Origin of the sequence: Microcoleus sp. T3_D1 (genome assembly GCF_036700405.1) — a bacterium.
In the GTDB taxonomy this organism is placed as follows: Bacteria; Cyanobacteriota; Cyanobacteriia; order Cyanobacteriales; family Microcoleaceae; genus Microcoleus.
Map to the genome: position 1 here is coordinate 1 of NZ_JAUBOV010000028.1, position 17,975 is coordinate 17,975.

A 17,975-nucleotide genomic window follows, 5' to 3' on the forward strand; every position below is an offset into this window, starting at 1 on the left:
GTCCCGCCCGTCCTTTTTGGACGGGCGGGACGCCCATCCCACAAACTTGTGGAAGTTATTTAATTCTCATTCCTTAGCTGGTTAGGATTTAAAGCCTTTAGAGCTTTTCTTTTTCTCCTGCGGTTTAGACTTTGACTTATTAACTTCGCCTAAAGCTTCCTGAAATAAGTTGTGCAGGTGCACGGGAACGCTGGCAATTTCCGGGAGTTCGGGTTCTAAGGGTTTTTTAAACTCTTGCAGCAAGGCATCTAAATCGCGATCGAGCTGAAAGTCTGTACGTTGCAATACAGTTTGCAAAATTTGTTCTAATTTCGCTGGATTAACTTTAGCTAACCGTTGCCAAATCCAGACATTAATTGCAGGATCTTCTAGATAGTTGCGAACCAGCTTCTCGTAACCGGGAACGGTTGAAAAGTCTTCTGCTGCTAGCAGTGCAGTAAATTGAGCATAAGTAGACAAAAAGGTTTGTCCCCAGCGAGGATGAGAAAGTGCTGTCACCTGTTCGGCTTTCTTGAAGCGATCGGGCAATTCGACTTTCGGCATTACCATTTTTGAACTAGCATTGCTGTCGAGCATTACCTCAACTGCTTTAGCATCAGCACCTGCAGCCGCAATTGCTGCTGCTTTGACTTCTTCTCGATCGACTCCGGCATCTTCAACGATATCCGCCAGAGATTTACTTCCATCAACGCCCATATCAGCTAGGCGTTTTTTAGTGATAAATTCCTGAAATTCAGCCAACTGTTTATTCAGGTGATATCCCGATAGCGTCAATTCCTCACTGCCAAAAAATTCGGTAAAATCTTCGTGGTAGTGTTCTACCGACTGCCAAGCTTGCTCTAACAATTCCGGCGCATCGCTGTACAGGTTATTTTTCTGATTTTGCTTGAAATTGCCGATCGCCACCGCCAACTTCGGCTTACCCAATTTCCCCATCAGGATGGGAGAGCTCGAAAGTATCCACCAGTCATCGGTGAGGGGAGAAATCCGAGCCCGCAAGATTTCTCCTAACTTAAAGCGAGACATTTCTGCAAGCAAATTAGGACTGTTGGGCTTGACAACGTAGTGCTTTGCCGTCAGCCAGTTCATCAGTTCAAACCTGTCGGGGAAAAGTTGAGTGATTTCAAATAAGCCTGTGAAGCTTCTGTGCCCCCAACTTTCCAGCAAGCTACGCTCGCTCTCGGTTAAATCTGGCTGACTTTCGACAAAGAGGTCGATCGGCGTTTTCTCTCCGACTTTACCTTCGACTGTAAAACTGTCAATCACTTGATTTTGCTGAGCAATGTCGTAGCGCTCGCCGGTCGATCGAGCTGCAGCATAAGCTTCCAAAGCTACCGCCAACTCTCCCTCAGCATCTAGAACAAAGTCAATTAAATTTTGCTTGAGTGTCCAAGCTCTTTCCAACATTTCATCCACAAGTAATACCAATTTTGAATGAGAGGATTTAGATTAACAATTATCGGACTTGAAGCCACCGACGCTTTACGATCCGGCTGCGATTGAAGAAAGCGCATCGCGAACAATGACAAAAATATGCGATGATGCCTCAGTCCTGAATTAGTTTAATTTTAAGGCTAATAGTCAAAAAAAAATGTTAATCTCAAACGGAAGCATCCCAATTTGGTAAAAAGCGTTTATTAGGAGTGCGATCGTCTCGCACAGCAAAGCCTATAGGTTTTTAGCGAGTTCTCCCAGCGAATAGTCCTGTGATATCATTTCCGGTCGATTACCCCTAATATGGTAGGGGCGGGTTCACGAAAAATATCTGCCAATAATTGACCATCTCAAAAACCCGCCCTTTTAGTCGCGGGAGCATCTCAGTTTTGGATTTACAGTGCGAGCGTCCCCGCTCGCGTATTGTACAATACGCGAGCGGGGACGCTCGCACTACAATAAAAAAATGCTTTTTACAAAACTGAGATGCTCCCTTAATCGCGGTCACTCGATCGAACATGATATGAAAGAAAAATCGTGCTGAAAAATGCGATTTCAACTTAACGTAAAAATACCCCTCTCTGATGTAGAGAAGGGCTCAAAATCCCCAAAAACTTCGCTAATCTCGCGTTGAAAACTGTGCAACCTCTCAACAACAGTTCAAGACGCAGCAACCGGGTTTTTTTATCAAGACACTTTCCTGCATTCCGGTACCCGGCTAAAAATCACCGAAACGCTTTAGTTTGTGTGCGTCAAAGACTGAAAAATACTTGGCGTAAGCCCTTAGCGGCCGTCTTTGTCAATGTCACCAGGAACAGCCCGTTCCACCCGATCCCAAGCGTCGCGCGTGGCGTGCTTAGCTTTTTCCCAACTCACTTTAGACTTACCGCGATTTGTTTCGTAGTCGCGCTGCAAATCCGGTTCGATCTCGTGGTATTTCTTACCAGTAGCGCCATAGCGACTGTATCCCTCATAACCAGTGCGGTATGCAGGCTGATAGTCTTCGTAAGTCGCGCTAGTGTCGGCGTAAGGACGGGAACTGTAGTTGCTTTGCCAGTAAGCATCTTCTACCGTGGGGTCGATCGCCTCGCCCACACCTTTGCCCACCAAACCGCCGCTAAACGAACCTATCACAGCCCCCACAACTGCTCCTACAGGCCCGCCGATGGCACCGCCGATCGCAGCACCTGCAGCACCCGCACCCGCCGCACCAATACCCGTTGCGACTGGATGAGCCCCTTTTTCCCCGGAAATCGGGTCTAGGTTAGCATCAGGTTCATGTACCGTTTTTTTGTCATCGCTCATGATATTTTTTTCCTTTTATCTAAATGTAACTATTATTAAATTTACCTTTTAAATTCATATCTATTCATCTGCCTTAAGGATGAAGCTGCTAGCTTAAAAATGAGGGAAAGCTGCTAGCTTAAAAATGAGGGAAATGATAACATACTTCTCGACTCAAAAACGAGTTTTACACGCTGCTCTCAAGCGATAAGGTGCGCCGAGGCGCACCCTAGATAATTATTTTCAAGTGAGTTCTGAACTCGGCTCAAGTGTCTACTCACTGAAGCTGTGTATTTACCAGCAACTTGAGTTAGATATAAATCTCTTGATTTATTAGTTGCCCGTGACCTTTTCGATCAACTCTTCAGCTTGTTGAACTATGCCTTCTTGCGGGTGTTCTCCCTTGTACTCCTTTAAGCTTTCGTCGTAAGCTTTCTCGACGTTTGCAGGATTTTGAGAGGTTTTGACTATTTCTTCGTAAGCTGCTTGGGGATTGAGATCCTCGAAACTTTCTGCGGGGTCAGTAATTTTAGCTTCTGGCGGCGCCTGAGTTCTGTCTTGACCTGCGTAAGCAGCCTGACTGGGTACTACCGCTAGACTTAACAGACCAATGAAAGCCAGCGTACATACCAGCAAAATGCTTTGGCTCAATCTTTGTCCGAGAGCTTTTAAAACCCGCTTCATATCAACTTCTCCTCGTATTTTTCCGCAAAAATTATGGTGTTTGTCGCCCCTTCACTGCGATCGCACATTTACAACCTTGGTTCAAGCGCAATCTTTGTCGCAGCTACCGCATCTAGAGCGAGCCAAAAGGGATGTTTCCCGTCATGTCCCATATCTTAAGCGCCTGCTTGTTACTATTCCTTCTACCAAAAGATAGATTAGTTAGACAAGCGGAACTCATCTCCTCTGAGGGGCGATCGCACTTCCTGCGAAGAACCCTATCTAGGGGTTTTCCCATCAATTACGAAGCCCCTGACTCTTCTTTTTCGGCGCGTCTTTCGCGTCTTCGCAGTTCGCGCACCAATCCCATTTCCCAACATTTTAAATTGCTATAAATAACCTAACTAACTACAAAACCACCTGCTCTATGTCTAGGTTTCTGTTCTGCATAGATCGTTCAAATAGCTCAGTAGAAAGAGCTTGTTCGACCGACCAAACTCCCGGTTTGTCCAGCTTTCCTTCTAACATTAATTGAGCTATGCTGCCAGTACCGATGCCCGTAGCGACGGCAGCACTGGGGTGTATCGCTGTCGAGCAAACTTTAGCGGGTTGACCGTTTTTGAGACCGGTCACTTGCGATCGCACTGCCACACCAACCCCACTAAAACTATTAGTAACACTGGTCATCCCATAACTGACGTAGGAGAGAAATTCAATCACGGAGTTATTTTTGAGCCAGCTAGCGGGCCAATACTTAGCAACAAACCAGGTAAGGTGATTGTAAAGGTCGGGAGACGTACCGAATTTAGTCACAACTGATTTGACGGGGAAAGTTTCGGGCAAAGTGATTGCTTCCGGCATATCGAACCAGTAAACGCCTGTGTTGCCATAGGGTGCCGGAAATTCAATTGTTTCGCGCTTGCTGTAGGGTTTTACTTGCTGCCACTTGCGATCGGCCCAAACCTCAAAAGGTGTTTGCAAACCTAAAAAAGTGGTTCTCATGACGGTAACGCCAGCACCGCCCGATCCTCCGACTACATAACTCAAATGGATGTGTTCTGCTTCATCTAATTGTTCCACATCTCGGCGCACCATGCTGTTAGACACACCGGGGAAAATGCCCGTATTAATAATAGCAGTAATCCCAGCATTTTTAGCGGCTTCGCGCAATTCTAAAGCTCTGCGAGTAAAACTGCGGCTGTCGCTGACATCAGTATAATTAACACCTGCTTCGATGCAAGTTTTCAGCACGCCAGCGTCTCGGTAGTGAAAAGGCCCCGCACAGTGAACGACAAGATTAGACTCTGAAACAGCTTTTTGCAGGGCTGCACTGTCCGCTAAATCAAAAGTTTGGTACTGCACCCGATCGGGGGGCAATCCTGGCCCAATAGAGGCTTCAGAGTTGCGTCCGGTAACAGTAATTTCCGCGTCGGTATGGGTAACAAGGTCTTGGGCAACACTGCTGCCAATTCGTCCCCGCCCGCCGACAATCAAAACTCGGTTTGCCATCGCTAAAAAAAGGGTAACGCCATTTCTCAGTTTCTCAACTTGGGGCCGACGTTTTCATCCGCATAAAGTATGAATTGAGGAGAATGCGAGAGGGTGGGGGATCGGCGGCGATCGCCCTGATATGCCGATGGGGAGCGACTTCTACCAGGGACTTGCCTGTTCTGCTTTCATTAGAGGTTTGGCTGCGACACTAAGTTTAAAAATGCCTTCAGCGTTAACTTGTTCTTGTAATATTGAGAATTTTATCGATGGAATATACTATCTGAGCCAAAAATATTTAAACAGATTTGATGAAACGCAAACCGTCGCCACCAAGCGCGAAAGATGCACAGGATTTAGAAAGGCTATTGAGGGCGATCGCAAATGGTTTTCCATTCATATCATTTCCGGTAACACCGGAATGATGTTGACGGTTGACGGTTGACGGTTGACAGTCAACGCCGTGAACAGTCAACGCCGTGAACAGTGAACTCGAATTTACTATTCCGATGCTAACGGATTGGATATCACAGGGAATCAACCGGAAAAATTTCTGGCACTTGCACACTGATAAATCAATACAAACAAACGCAGATGTGATTCATCTGCGTTTATCTGCGTTCATCTGCGGTTGCTAAAAATCTTACTTCTCATTACTCCGAAATACCGACTTACCCTTCGCTTTCAGAGTATTAGCCGCATCTGCCAAAGTCTGCGCGAAAGGCTGCTGCGAGTGCATGAAAACGCGAGCAGTATTGCGTCCCGGCATCCCCGAAATCGAGCCGCCCGGATGCGTTCCCGCCCCCGTCAGAAACAAACCGTCGATCGGCGTTTTGTAATTCGCCAACTCCGGCAAAGGACGGAAAAATATCATCTGATCTAGCGTCATGTCAACGTGATAATAATTTCCCTTCAAAGCGCCCAAACGCTCTCCCAATTCCGCCGGACTTTCCACGTGGCGGCCGATAATTGCATTTTTGATATTTGGCGCGTATTCGGCTAATTTATCGATGCAGCGATCGGCAACTTTGTTTTTCAGCTCATCCGTCCAACCCGTACCGTGCTGGCCGGTTCCTTCAGCATTTTCGATCATGTAAGGAGCAAAAAATTCAATCCAAGCTGTATGATGTCCGGGAGGAGCCATTGACGGGTCTAGTACCGTCGGAAACACCACATACATCGATGGGTCTGAGTCGGGAATTCGGCCGATCGAAGGGTCGCTGTGAGCGATTTCAACGTGTCTCACCGAGTCTGCAATTAAAACCGAACCGATTAAAAATTCGTCCCGATGATTCCAGCGCTCAAACTTGGGCATTTCATTTAGAGCTAAGTCTATTTTGAGAATAGTCTCGTTGTTGTTAACAATTTTGCGCTCCAATCTTTCCCGCAAATCCGGGTCGGCACTGTCAACATCGCTGGAGTCCATTAAGTGCAGAAACAAGCGCTTAGCATCAATATTAGAAATGACACCTTTTGTAGCGCGGTATTCCGTGCCGTTGGCAACTCGAACTCCCACAGCGCGACCGTCATCAATTAATATTTTCTCGACGTGCTGGTCGGTAAGTACCACACCAGAGTAACTTTTCACTACATTAAGCAGCGCTTGCACTAATGCACCCGTCCCTCCGCGCGGTCTTGCCATGCCGGGATTGTGTCTCATTGCCAGCATAATTGCGCCTACAGCCAGGGTTTTTTGCGAAGGAGGCGCGCCGAGTTCTGAGGCGAATCTGGCGAGGGGTGCTTTGATAAATTCCTCGTCAAACCACTCGTTTACAATGTCTTCAGCGCTGGTGAGCATCGTGCGAATAAAGTCCAGCGTTTTGTCGGGGGAACCGATGACTGACAATAAATCTTTGATCTTTGAAATATCGTAGTTGCCCAGAATATCTATGATGGATTTTGGTGGTGCATTGAACATCGGAACCATTGCACCTAAAGCCCGCTGCCAAAAGTCTGTATATTCGGCATATTTTTTAGCATCGCGCTCGTTGTAGCGGGCAATTTCAGCACAAGTTTTTTCTACAGATTTGTGCGCTAAGAAATATTTGCCGTCGGGATGCGGACAAAAGGCAACTGGATCGCAGAAAAGATATTCTAAACCGTGTTTTTCCAGTTCTAATTCTTCTACAACTGGCCCTAGATGGATAAATTCGTGGTCGATCGCGCACATATTGAATTTAAAGTCCGGCAATTCGGGAATCGCAGCTTCAGTAGTTGCCGCGCCGCCGGGAACCGAACGTTTTTCTAACAACAAGACCGTATAGCCCGCTTTGAGGAGATAAGACGCACAGACCAGCCCGTTGTGACCGGCTCCGATGATAATCACGTCATACGTTTGCATAGATGAAGCTCTAGGGATAGGATATTTTGCTTAATTTTACAAATGTTAACAACTTAGCCGTCTCTACCAATAGTAATAGATTCATTGTCAGTAAGCCTTTTTAGCATCTTACAAAAGATGGAGCTTTGACAAAATGCTGTTGTGCGATCGCCTTATTTCTTCTTAAACTTAGAGAGCGAACGCCCTTCTCCAATCGCGCCACTATTATACTATATTTCGCCACATTTATCTGCATTTAAGTAAAAACTTAAGCAAACAAGTAACAAGGAAGAAGGAACAGGAAAGGGCATAGGAAATAGGGAATAGAAACAGTTTTGAGAGGGATTTTTTCCTTGCAACACGGCGATTGGAAGGAGTTAAGCCCTAGGAAAATTAGTTAGTCCACACTCAAAACTGCTAGCCAATTACCAATTAGTACATTGAGACATTTTACTTTAGTTGCTGAAGCGCCGCCTCAGCTTTTGTTGCACCATCATTGTTACCTTGCTGGCGGTAAGTGTCGAGGGCTTTTTGAAAAGCTTCAATTGCTTCGGATTTGCGATCGCGCGCTTTGAGTGCCGTACCCATATTGTAATAAGCTTCTGCCCGGTTTGGATCGAGTCCAATCACTCGCCTAAAAGTGGCAATCGCTCCTAAAAAATCTTGTTTTTTCAGTTGAATTTCCCCGATTCCTGCGTGTGCTTCCACTAAATTGGGTCGCACCCCAATAGCCCGCTGATAAGCTACAAGCGCTCCGTCGAAGTCGTTTTGAGCCTGGAGAAGTTCGCCAATTTCTAGCTGCACTTCAGGATTCCGGGGCTCCAATTTGGCAGCTTCTTCAAAAGCTGCTAGCCCTTCGGAAGTATAGCCGGCACGCAGCAAAGCACTGCCTAATTTTAACTGGACACCGGCTTGTTTGGGAGCGAGTTCGGCTGCTTGTTGGAGCACGGTGACAGCACTGGCAAAATTTCCCTGCTGGATCAATACTAAACCCATTGAAGAATAAGCTTGCCAACTTTTCGGATCGAGGGCGAGCGCCTCTTGGTATGCTTTAAAAGAACCGCTGTAATCTTTTTGCTGAAAGAGTACCACTCCGAGACCGATCCGCGCATTGACATTTTTGCGATCGAGCGCAGCGGCGCGACGGTAAGCTGTGGCTGCAGCGGGATAGTTTTGCAAATTCGCCATAGCATATCCTAATGCGTATTGGAAGTCCGCATTGTTGGGTTCCAGACCGATCGCTTGTTGGTAAAATTCTACTGAGGCTTGATAATTGCCCTGACGCGCTTCTAAATAGCCAATACCCGAAAAAATCCGGGGGTTTTCCGTATCTAAACGCGCCGCTTCCTGATAAATGGCGATCGCCTTACTGTAGTCTCCTATATCTACCAACTCGCGCCCTTGTCGCAGCAGAGCATCTAAATTTGAATCATTTTGAGGGTTGACTTGAACGACTGTTTCTGCTGAGAGCGCTATCTGCGGCGCTGCGACAGCCAATCCTGCTACTAGCAACGTACTGAATACCAAGAGACTTTGTTTGTACACGGCCATTTGTTTCAAAGAGTGTGTGGAATGGAAGAGCGAGTGGCTGTCACCTTGTTAAGCTGACAGCTTAGGGTTTACCAGGAATGTTTGAGCGGCAAGATGTAGTAAATCTACAGAACAAGACCCACTCAAAATTTTCGCGATTGAGGCCAACTGATGATTGTAACAACAACTGATATCATCCAAGGAGCAGAAATTCAATCTTACCTGGGAATTGTAACTGCTGAGGTTGTCTACGGCACCAATGCCCTGCGAGACTTCTTCGCGGGCATTCGCGACATCATCGGCGGGCGCACCGCCAGTTACGAGGAAGTGTTTCTCAAAGGACAGCGAGATGCCCTCGCGGAACTGGAAAAACGGGCCCAGCGCCTCGGCGCCAATGCCGTAATCGGGGTGGAAGTGGACACCGGCACGATTAATGTAGACTCCAGCGGGGCTTTGCTGCTGATTACTGCCGTTGGAACGGCTGTAAGATTGCGTTAAGCTGTCTTTCCTTTATACGTCCGCATTTCCTGTATACATCCTGGAACTTTTCTAACGGGATAAAATAGTTATTAGTCATCAGTCATCAGTCATCAGTCATTAGCTAATAGCGGCTGGCTGAGGGGTGATGACTTTTTCGTTTATTTCTTCAGACATAGATACTGGTTATTTCCCCAGGCAGATATAGTTTTTATCAATCTCAGCCACAATCAATGCTTAGGTGAAAGATGGTTAAAAATTAAAGCAAGTCTCAGAGGAAAAAAAAACCTATGTCATACGTAAATAGACCTGTAGATAACGTTGGTACCGAACCCGTGGTCGTAAATTCAGTGATGGAATACCACGATCGAGTACGTTGGGGCCCGATTTTTTCTGGTTTGGTAATTGCGATCGGCACACAACTGGTGTTAAGTGCATTGGGCGCTGCGATCGGCTTGAGCAACATTGCTAATTCAGGAGCTCCGCGCAGTATTTCAGGGGACGTGGGTGCCGGCGTCGGAATTTGGTCAATTATCAGTTTGTTAATTAGCTTGGCAGTTGGCGGTTGGGTAACTGCTCGCGCTTGCGGCCCGATGAATCGCAACACAGCGCTTTTGAACGGAGCAATTTTGTGGGCAACTACCTTAACAATTGGCTCTTGGCTGTTAGCAAATGGCGTGGCCGGTACTTTTGGCGTAATAGCTGCGAATGCGGGAGAAGCAATTAATCAAGCGCAGCAGGGCGGGGTCGATTTGCCGAACCGAGCACCTAACGTATCTGCTCAGGATACTCGCAATATTGCTGGTAATGCCGCGAAAGCTGGTTGGTCGTTTTTGTTCGGCTCACTATTGGGTTTAGTTGCTTCGATGGTAGGAGCCTCTGCCGGTGCGCGCACTCCCCGGAATTACTCATAAAAGTTTCGTCAGACACGGAAAGTTCATATTCATGAAAGCACTTTTGTTAAGGTGCTTTTTTGTTGCTTTAATTTGGTTTATCGTTCCCAGGTTCTACCTGGGAACGCATTTCTTGAGGCTCTGCCTCCTGTTTTTTAAATGGAGGCAGAGCCTGCGACTCTTTGTTCCCAGGCAGAGCCTGGGAACGAGGAGAAGGAACGAGAAAAACGAGAGAAAGGTGCTGATAGCGCACCCTATAAATTAAGCGCTGAAGTATTTGGCCGCTGGGTGATAGGTGATAATTGCGGTTGTTGATTGTTCGGGATAAAGTTGTTCGCTTTCATCCATGTAGAGGTTGATACGATCGCACTTTAACAATTCCAGTTGCTTGTACTGATCCGCCATGTTCGGACAAGCGGGATAGCCGAAACTGTACCGTGAACCACGATATCTTTGCGCTAGCATATCGCGAATGTTGTCCGGTTCTTCGCTACCAAATCCCAATTCGCGACGAATTCGCGCATGAGTCCATTCTGCTATTGCTTCCGCTGTCTGTACCGCTAATCCGTGAAAGTAGAGATAGTCGGTATATTGATGGTTAGCAAAGAGCTTTTGCGCGTACTCTGTAGCAATTTCTCCCACTGTCGCTACTTGCATCGGAAATACATCGATTTTACCCGATTCTTTGGGCGCAAAGAAGTCGGCAATGCACAGCCGGCGGGCCGATTTTTGCCGGGGAAATGTGAATGTTGCAGCCACAGGCAAGATGCCTGTGCCACTTTCTGTTCCAGCCACAGGCAAGATGCCTGTGCCACTTTCTGTTCCAGCCACAGGCAAGATGCCTGTGCCACTTTCTGTTCCAGCCACAGGCAAGATGCCTGTGCCACTTTCTGTTGTGGGGTGGGCATCTTGCCCGCCACTGATTATTGTTTGCCCGCCACTGATTATTGTTTGCCCGCCATTCATGATTTCGGGCTGATACACATACAAAGAATTGCCTTCAGCTTGACAGGGAAAATACCCGTAAATTGCTTGGGGATGCAACAGCTTCTCAGTGATAATTTTGTGTTTCCACTCTTCCAATTTCGGATAAACTGTCTCAGCTAAGAAAGCGTCGTATTCTTCCCGCGATTGGTCTTTGGGCTTGCGGAACTGCCACTGACCGGCGATTAATGCTTGCAAATCTAAGTGCCAGAAAATCTCCTCAAAGGGGATGTCTTCTCCCTGCAACAGTTTCGTTCCCCAGAAAGGAGGAGTCGGGCGATCGATATCTGCTGCAACTGCTTCGGATCGCCTGGTATCTATCACCACAGGAGTGTCTGCTTTCTTGGCATCTTCTACAGAAGTTTCTGGCGCCGCCTTAGCTTCTTTAACCGCCCCATTCTCCTGCCCTATTTCATCTAAGAATCCTTGCAAATCTTCCCATTTACCAGCAGATTTTGCTGGCATGAGTTTGTCCATAAAGTGCAAGTCGGAAAACGCATCTTTGCCGTAAACTACTTTACCTTTGTAGGTATTTTGGCAGTCTTCATGTACAAACTTGGGAGTCAAAGCCGCGCCGCCCAAAATTACCGGAACGGTGATTCCTTTCTGGTTGAATACTTCCAGATTTTCTTTCATAAATGCGGTGGATTTTACCAGCAAGCCACTCATGGCAATACAGTCGGCTTTGTGCTTTTCGTAGGCTTCGATGATATTGTCAACCGACTGTTTAATACCCAAGTTAATCACTCGGTAGCCGTTGTTTGATAGAATAATATCAACCAAGTTTTTGCCGATGTCGTGAACGTCGCCTTTGACAGTAGCGATGATGAATGTGCCTTTGGCGTTGTCCCCGGATTCGGACTTTTCCATGTGCGGTTCTAAATAGGCAACTGCCGCTTTCATGGTTTCTGCTGACTGCAATACAAATGGCAGTTGCATTTGTCCCGAACCGAACAATTCTCCGACTACTTTCATGCCGTCTAACAGGAAAGTATTGATAATGTGGAGGGGCGGATAGGTTTCTAATGCTTTGGCGAGTTGGATGTCGAGCCCAATGCGTTCGCCGTCGATGATGTGCTGCTTGAGGCGTTCTTCTACCGGGAGGCTTGCGTCTTCTGTACGATCGCGCTTTGTAGTTTTGCCCGCAAACACGGTTGTCAGGTCGCCCAAGGGGTCGGAAACGCAAATTTCGCCGTCAAACTCCCGTTCGTCGTAAATGAGTTTACGGCAGATTTCTTGGTGTTTGGGGTCGATTTTGGCCAGGGGCAAAATCTTATTGGCGCTGACAATTGCCGAGTCCATCCCCGCTTGCATTGCTTCGTGCAAAAACATGGAATTCAAAACTTGCCGCGCCGCCGGATTCAAGCCGAAGGAAATGTTAGAAACTCCTAAAATTACGTGACAACCGGGCAATTCTTGGCGAATGCGGCGGATGGATTCGATGGTAGCTTTGCCGTTTTTTCTGTCTTCTTCAATCCCGGTAGAAATGGGCAAAGCTAGGGTGTCAAAAAAGATTTCCTCGGCGGGAATTCCGTAGGCGACGGCGGCGTTATAGGCGCGCTGGGCGATCGCAAATTTTTTGTCTGCGGTTCTCGCCATCCCGTCTTCGTCAATCGTCCCGATAACTATGCCCGCGCCGTATTTTTTCGCCAACTCTAAAACTTGATAAAAACGCGGTTCTCCGTCTTCGTAGTTAGTGGAATTCAGCAAACATTTGCCGCCCGCAACTTTTAATCCTGCTTCCATCTTTTCCCATTCGGTGGAATCCAGCATTAAAGGGAGAGTGGCATTAGTCACAACGCGGGAAACTAATTCTTTCATGTCTCGCACGCCGTCGCGGCCGACATAATCAACGTTGACATCGAGAATGTGCGCGCCTTCTCGCACTTGTTCCCTAGCCATTGCTACTAAACCGTCCCAGTCTTCGGCGTTTAGCAAATCGCGGCATTTTTTGGAACCGCTGGCGTTGAGTCTTTCGCCGACAATTAAGAAGGAATTCTCTTGTTCGTAGGGTTGGGCGGTGTAAATTGAGGCGGCGGATGGTTCCCAAGTAATTTCGCGGATTTTGGGTTTAAGAGTTTTGCCAATTTCTGATAGTTCGCGGATGTGATCGTAGCGGGTTCCGCAGCAGCCGCCGATGACTTGTACGCCTAAGTCTTCGACAAAGCGCATCAAGGCCATTTTTAATTCTATGGGCGTGAGTTTGTAGTGGGCGTGGCCGCCGATGTTTTCGGGTAAACCGGCGTTGGGAACGCAGGAAACGACGAAGGGCGAATGTTCGGAAAGGTATTTGACGTGTTCTGCCATGCGATCGGGCCCGGTGGCGCAGTTCAGGCCTAAAATGTCGATCGGGTACGGCTGCAAAATCGCGAGGGCGGCGCTGATGTCGGAACCGACTAACATTGTGCCGGTCGCTTCCATTGTGACTGATACCATTAATGGAATCCGCGCACCTTTTTTCTTAAATACTTCTTCAATGGCATTTAATGCTGATTTAATTTGCAGCACATCTTGACAAGTTTCGACAATAAATAAGTCAACGCCGCCGTCATAAAGTCCTTCTGCTTGTTCGGCAAAAGCGGCGGTGAGTGTGTCGAAATCAATGTGTCCTAATGTTGGCAATTTGGTGCCTGGCCCGATCGATCCTGCGACAAATCGAGGTTTTTCTGGCGTGGAAAATTCGGCGGCGATACCCTTGGCGAGTTCGGCAGCAGTTTTGTTGAGATAATATGCTTTGTCTGCCAAATCGTACTCGGCGAGAACGATGGAAGCCCCGCCAAAGGTGTCTGTTTCGATGACATCGGCCCCTGCTTCGAGGAATCCCCGGTGCACGTTGGCGACGGCTTCGGGTTTGGTGTGGACGAGATATTCGTTGCAGCCTTCGTATTCTTTGCCGCCAAAGTCTTCTGCGGTGAGGTTTTGGACTTGCAGGTTGGTTCCCATCGCGCCGTCGAAGACGATGACGGGGCGTGAGGGGTGGTGGAGGCGATCGAGGAATCTGCTATTCATAAGCGGTCAAAAAAAACGCAGGTGCTATATATTTACAATTTTATCTATTGTGCAATATTGTCAACAATTGTGTAAATTTTGGGAACTAATGACTGAAGGATTTAATGCTGCTGACAATAATTCGATCGTACCTGTGATTTTACCGCTCGTCCTGGATAATTGTCAAAATTCTGTTGTGGGCGAGGCTGCGGGGGGAAAACGGGCGATTAAGAGCGGGATAGCTGCGCTTCACGGCTGCGAGGGGTTTTTCCGGTTAACTGTTGAGGAATTTTGCCAAAATGCGATCGCCACAATTAAACGAGTGATGTTCAAGGGCGATCGGATTCTCTTACAGCAAGCCGGGGAAGATGTAGCGGCGATCGTTCCTGAAGCAGAATTTCACAAACTAGATTATTTGATTGCCGAACTCAAACCTTCACAATTCTTGCCTGAAGAAGAGGAATATTATGAAGATGAGAGAGGAATCCACTGCATATACCCGGACGAACTTTTAGAGGATTTTGATAATATCTTAGCATACGTTAACCAAGATGATGAATTGTTTGGCTTGCTGCCAACAGAAGAGATGGGAAACGATGTTGATATTTTTATGCCTGTAGCTATTCTGATGTCTGTAGATAGATTTTGGGTGCCGGATTATGTCATAGCTGAGCGAAAGGCGATCCTGATGTGAATAAGTATAGTTTTGGACGCAGAAACCGGGTTTTTCCGAAAATCTTGCATCCCAGCCTTAAAAATTGGTAAAAAACCCGGTTTCTTTCGTCGGAGTGCGTAATATCATTTCCGTTTGATTCGTCCTAGTATTATATAAATTTTTGTAGGGGCGGGTTCGCCGAGATATTTAATAAGTATCGACCAATTATATAAACCCGCCCTGCCCATACCAGGACGATGCAACCGGATTTGATATAATTCATGATATTCCTGGACGCAGAAACCGGGTTTTTTAGAAAAATCTTGCATCCCAGCCTTACAAACTGGTAAAAAACCCGGTTTCTTTGGTATTTATGCGTAAGTCCTAATCTGGATTTGCGGCTGTTTAAAAATGGGAAAGCCATCAGGACTTTTCACTATTTTACCCTGTTTGTCCAGTTCGAGATCGCAAAAAACATAATTACCAGTCTCATCTCGCATTAGACCAGGTTTTCCATCAATAATTTGGTAAGCAGGACGATAAAATTGAACAATGTCTTGATTCTCGACTATTTGTCCATTTTCATCCCGCAAAAGCGGACAAGCCACTAATTTGTCTTCCCCATCAATAACCCAAGAATTAGTTGCGGGATCGAGCAACAATTCCGGGTAAATAGGTTGACCGCTAGATGACTTCAGTAATTCACCTTGTTCATCAACTAAGGGCATCAAGAAAACAGGTTCTCCTTGAGAATTGCGAAGGAGTTCGTTAGTTTGGGGATGGCGTAGCGGAATTGCTCTCGGTGCAGGCAATTCGACATCGGGCAATTCGGGATGGGGCGGGTGCAAACTCGGTAATTCAGCATCAGTTGCAATGTCATAATGGCGGGTATATTGCACTGCGGCTTTGGTAAATCCAGCCCGCTGCAACATGGCTTGAAGGCCCGGTCGATCGGCAGCAATTAGCAAGTCTATATCGCTGACTTTCATGGTTTTAGCATGGGCGATAGCTGCTTTTGCTAGCATTTGAATTGCTTCGGATTTCCGATGTTCTGGCTGGACGTACATCCCCAAAACGGAACCGACGCGGCGGGATTGAAACGGATTTTCAATGTTGTGTTGTTGAATCAAGTATTCGGGGAGACTGGCGGGCGGGGCTTCGTCGTAATAGTAGATAAATAGACAGCCGATAATGCTGTCGCTATGTTCTAATAACCAGCAGAAAGAAAGTGGTTTTTCGAGTTGGTTGGTGACGTATTTTTCAAAGTCGAAGTTAGGTTTGACCAGCATTGAGGGGTCGATGGATTCGCGTTCTGCGGCGAATGCTTGCCAGAGGGGGGCGAGATCCTTTGCGTCTTCTGCGGTGGCTAGACGGTGGCTGTAAGGGGCGATGGGGGCGATCGGCATAGTTGCGGCTGTCATAGTTTTTGGGGGTGAATTTGCATCAAAGGTGAAAGCCTTCTATTGTGTATTGGGATTTCGCGGGGTATTTTTACGCAAAAGCCGAGTTTTTGTAACAAAAGTTAATATATGGGACTTACGATGGGAGTCCAGAAACCGGTTTTTTACGAAAATACTTGGTTACAGCCTTGAATATGCTGAAAAACCCGGTTTCTTTAGTTGGCGTGTGGAGGGGTGGCCAGAAACCGGGTTTTTACGAAAATACTTGGTTACAGCAGGCAAAAACCGCCAAAAACCCGGTTTCTGGGAGAAGGGCGATCGCACGGGGATAAAGAAACCGGGTTTCTTCCTAAATATCTCGGTGGGGATGCAAAAGTGAGCGCAGAAACCCGGTTTCTGGGAGAGGAGCGATCGCCTAATTTTTGGGAAAGGCGATTGCCCTCATGTCATCCACGAGATGGACTTTGCGTAAGTTGCAGAAAGAAAAGGGGGCGATCGCGCATCTTTTGAAAGGGCGATTGCTCTTACCAATTGCTCTTAATCTTCCCTCGACACCTGAATATTCTTCTGGTTTTTCCGCTGACGCATCCAACCCATTAAACTTAATCCCGTTAAAGTTCCCAATGTAGAAATTGGCTCAGGTACGGGAGTGGTTTCTTGGGAGTCAACAGGAACTACGATGCTAGGTGAAGTTGCACCTGCAAAACCTTTACCAAACCTGCCGTTACGACCATTACCACTTAGGTCTGATACCCAAGTATCGCCATCTTGCTGAAAGTAATCTTTTAAGATGAAGTTGTACAAAAGCTGGGTATTTGCATCTGAGGTGAGGTCTTCTTTGGGGGCCTCGAAGCTATTGCCAGTGTATCGTGCCACATTGGAAATACGAAATGTATCTAGGTGTCCAATAAAGCTAGGCACCAATTGATCGTATATATTTGATGGATCGTCTCGGAAAATCGCACCCAAGAAGCCACCGCCATCTGAATCCCTAATGTCTCCAGCACGATAGATACTACCAACTATTTGACCATCAAGATAGAGGCGTTGCGTACCTCCACCTTGTACAAACGCAATATGATGCCAAGTATCAGGTGCGAACGGTGTTGTACTTGTTACGCCACCCAACTGCCAAGGCAGACCTATATCATTATAACCAAACAAACTATTTGGCCCTGCAGCGAATATTTTGTCTTCTAAGTTCATCTTGAATTCATTAAAAACTAACCCAGAAGCACCAATGCCACTAGGAAAGTAAATGCGAGCTTCATAGGTAGATTCGTTTCCAAGCACCGTCTGACCAGAAATTTGGATGGTGTCCGTTGGATTATTGAAAAAAATGTTTGGGCGCTTGAAAGTTCCCTCAGCAGAGTAAATAACATCTCTGGGAAGTGGGCCTAGTGTAACAGCTAATGCCTCACTTTGTTGAGTTATTATTGGTGTTGCCAGTATTAATACTGCCAGGGTCAAAAATTTTTTCATCAGAAATCACTCCTTTGGACTACTCTGGGGTTGTTCGATCGTTAGAACTAGGTAGTTCTATTATTGTGAAAATTAATGTAATTTTTATGGAGATTCAACAAAAAATTACATTCGGTCTGCATTTTGACTGGATGGGGCAGAAGTAGCGATCGCTGTTTGATAAGATCAATAATTGAATTTGGGGAATGCTTCGCTCTACCATCATAGAAAATAATGTTTGATATTCAGGTAAAAGCGATCGCACTTCGATCGTGGGTTGGGTAATTGGCCAATAAATCATCTTTATCTGTTGGGATAGTTGGTTGGCGATCGCAAAGGTTTCTGTTTGTTGAAATTCTTGCCAAGGGCGATCGGGTGGGGTGCTGGGGGCGATCAAG

At 46.8% G+C, this 17,975-nt stretch carries 15 protein-coding genes; 5 read left to right on the forward strand and 10 right to left on the reverse strand.

Going from position 1 to position 17,975, the window contains the following annotated elements; genetic code table 11:
• Positions 1-81: 81 nt before the first annotated feature.
• The 4 genes from QT992_RS14625 to QT992_RS14640 all read right to left on the reverse strand — a co-directional run bounded on the left by QT992_RS14625 (position 82) and on the right by QT992_RS14640 (position 4,890).
• The gene (locus tag QT992_RS14625) at positions 82-1,416 is read right to left on the reverse strand and encodes a hypothetical protein (RefSeq protein WP_333343081.1); all 1,335 of its coding nucleotides are present in this window, start codon (positions 1,414-1,416) and stop codon (positions 82-84) included.
• Between the two features lie 801 nt (positions 1,417-2,217).
• Positions 2,218-2,739, reverse strand: coding sequence for a hypothetical protein (locus QT992_RS14630; RefSeq protein WP_333318945.1), 522 nt, complete (start codon positions 2,737-2,739; stop codon positions 2,218-2,220).
• A gap of 312 nt (positions 2,740-3,051) precedes the next feature.
• The gene (locus QT992_RS14635) at positions 3,052-3,402 is read right to left on the reverse strand and encodes a hypothetical protein (protein ID WP_333318947.1); all 351 of its coding nucleotides are present in this window, start codon (positions 3,400-3,402) and stop codon (positions 3,052-3,054) included.
• Positions 3,403-3,789: 387 nt separating this feature from the next.
• Positions 3,790-4,890, reverse strand: a complete 1,101-nt coding sequence (locus QT992_RS14640; RefSeq protein ID WP_333318949.1) for a saccharopine dehydrogenase NADP-binding domain-containing protein — start codon at positions 4,888-4,890, stop codon at positions 3,790-3,792.
• A 202-nt stretch (positions 4,891-5,092) separates the two neighbouring features.
• Between QT992_RS14640 and QT992_RS14645 the strand changes: the two genes are divergently transcribed.
• On the forward strand, positions 5,093-5,314 hold the full coding sequence (locus QT992_RS14645) for a hypothetical protein (RefSeq protein WP_333318950.1): 222 nt from the start codon (positions 5,093-5,095) through the stop codon (positions 5,312-5,314).
• Between the two features lie 198 nt (positions 5,315-5,512).
• Here the strand turns inward: QT992_RS14645 and crtO are convergent, their stop codons facing one another.
• Both crtO and QT992_RS14655 read right to left on the reverse strand, forming a co-directional pair.
• Positions 5,513-7,210, reverse strand: coding sequence for a beta-carotene ketolase CrtO (gene crtO / locus QT992_RS14650; RefSeq protein ID WP_333318952.1), 1,698 nt, complete (start codon positions 7,208-7,210; stop codon positions 5,513-5,515).
• Between the two features lie 429 nt (positions 7,211-7,639).
• Positions 7,640-8,740: a tetratricopeptide repeat protein gene (locus QT992_RS14655; protein ID WP_333318954.1), complete on the reverse strand. Its 1,101-nt coding sequence runs from the start codon at positions 8,738-8,740 to the stop codon at positions 7,640-7,642.
• 150 nt (positions 8,741-8,890) lie between these two features.
• On the opposite strand from QT992_RS14655, the gene QT992_RS14660 reads away from it, so the two are divergent.
• Together QT992_RS14660 and QT992_RS14665 are read left to right on the forward strand one after the other, a co-directional pair.
• Complete coding sequence (locus tag QT992_RS14660) at positions 8,891-9,217, forward strand: YbjQ family protein (RefSeq protein WP_333338945.1); 327 nt, start codon at positions 8,891-8,893, stop codon at positions 9,215-9,217.
• A 269-nt stretch (positions 9,218-9,486) separates the two neighbouring features.
• On the forward strand, positions 9,487-10,110 hold the full coding sequence (locus QT992_RS14665) for a hypothetical protein (protein ID WP_333281880.1): 624 nt from the start codon (positions 9,487-9,489) through the stop codon (positions 10,108-10,110).
• Positions 10,111-10,350: 240 nt separating this feature from the next.
• Here QT992_RS14665 and metH read toward each other — a convergent pair whose 3' ends face one another.
• Positions 10,351-14,082 carry a methionine synthase gene (gene metH / locus QT992_RS14670; protein ID WP_333377165.1) on the reverse strand — a complete coding sequence of 1,244 codons (3,732 nt, stop codon included), beginning with the start codon at positions 14,080-14,082 and terminating at the stop codon, positions 10,351-10,353.
• 88 nt (positions 14,083-14,170) lie between these two features.
• On the opposite strand from metH, the gene QT992_RS14675 reads away from it, so the two are divergent.
• On the forward strand, positions 14,171-14,755 hold the full coding sequence (locus QT992_RS14675; protein WP_333338950.1) for a type II toxin-antitoxin system Phd/YefM family antitoxin: 585 nt from the start codon (positions 14,171-14,173) through the stop codon (positions 14,753-14,755).
• A gap of 332 nt (positions 14,756-15,087) precedes the next feature.
• Here QT992_RS14675 and QT992_RS14680 read toward each other — a convergent pair whose 3' ends face one another.
• On the reverse strand, positions 15,088-16,137 hold the full coding sequence (locus QT992_RS14680; RefSeq protein WP_333338952.1) for a GNAT family N-acetyltransferase: 1,050 nt from the start codon (positions 16,135-16,137) through the stop codon (positions 15,088-15,090).
• Between the two features lie 173 nt (positions 16,138-16,310).
• On the opposite strand from QT992_RS14680, the gene QT992_RS14685 reads away from it, so the two are divergent.
• On the forward strand, positions 16,311-16,448 hold the full coding sequence (locus QT992_RS14685) for a hypothetical protein (protein ID WP_333338955.1): 138 nt from the start codon (positions 16,311-16,313) through the stop codon (positions 16,446-16,448).
• Positions 16,449-16,653: 205 nt separating this feature from the next.
• On the opposite strand, the gene QT992_RS14690 is transcribed toward QT992_RS14685, so the two are convergent.
• Positions 16,654-17,598, reverse strand: coding sequence for a LamG domain-containing protein (locus QT992_RS14690; RefSeq protein WP_333338957.1), 945 nt, complete (start codon positions 17,596-17,598; stop codon positions 16,654-16,656).
• A 94-nt stretch (positions 17,599-17,692) separates the two neighbouring features.
• The gene (locus tag QT992_RS14695; RefSeq protein ID WP_333338959.1) at positions 17,693-17,974 is read right to left on the reverse strand and encodes a hypothetical protein; all 282 of its coding nucleotides are present in this window, start codon (positions 17,972-17,974) and stop codon (positions 17,693-17,695) included.
• Position 17,975 lies beyond the last annotated feature (1 nt).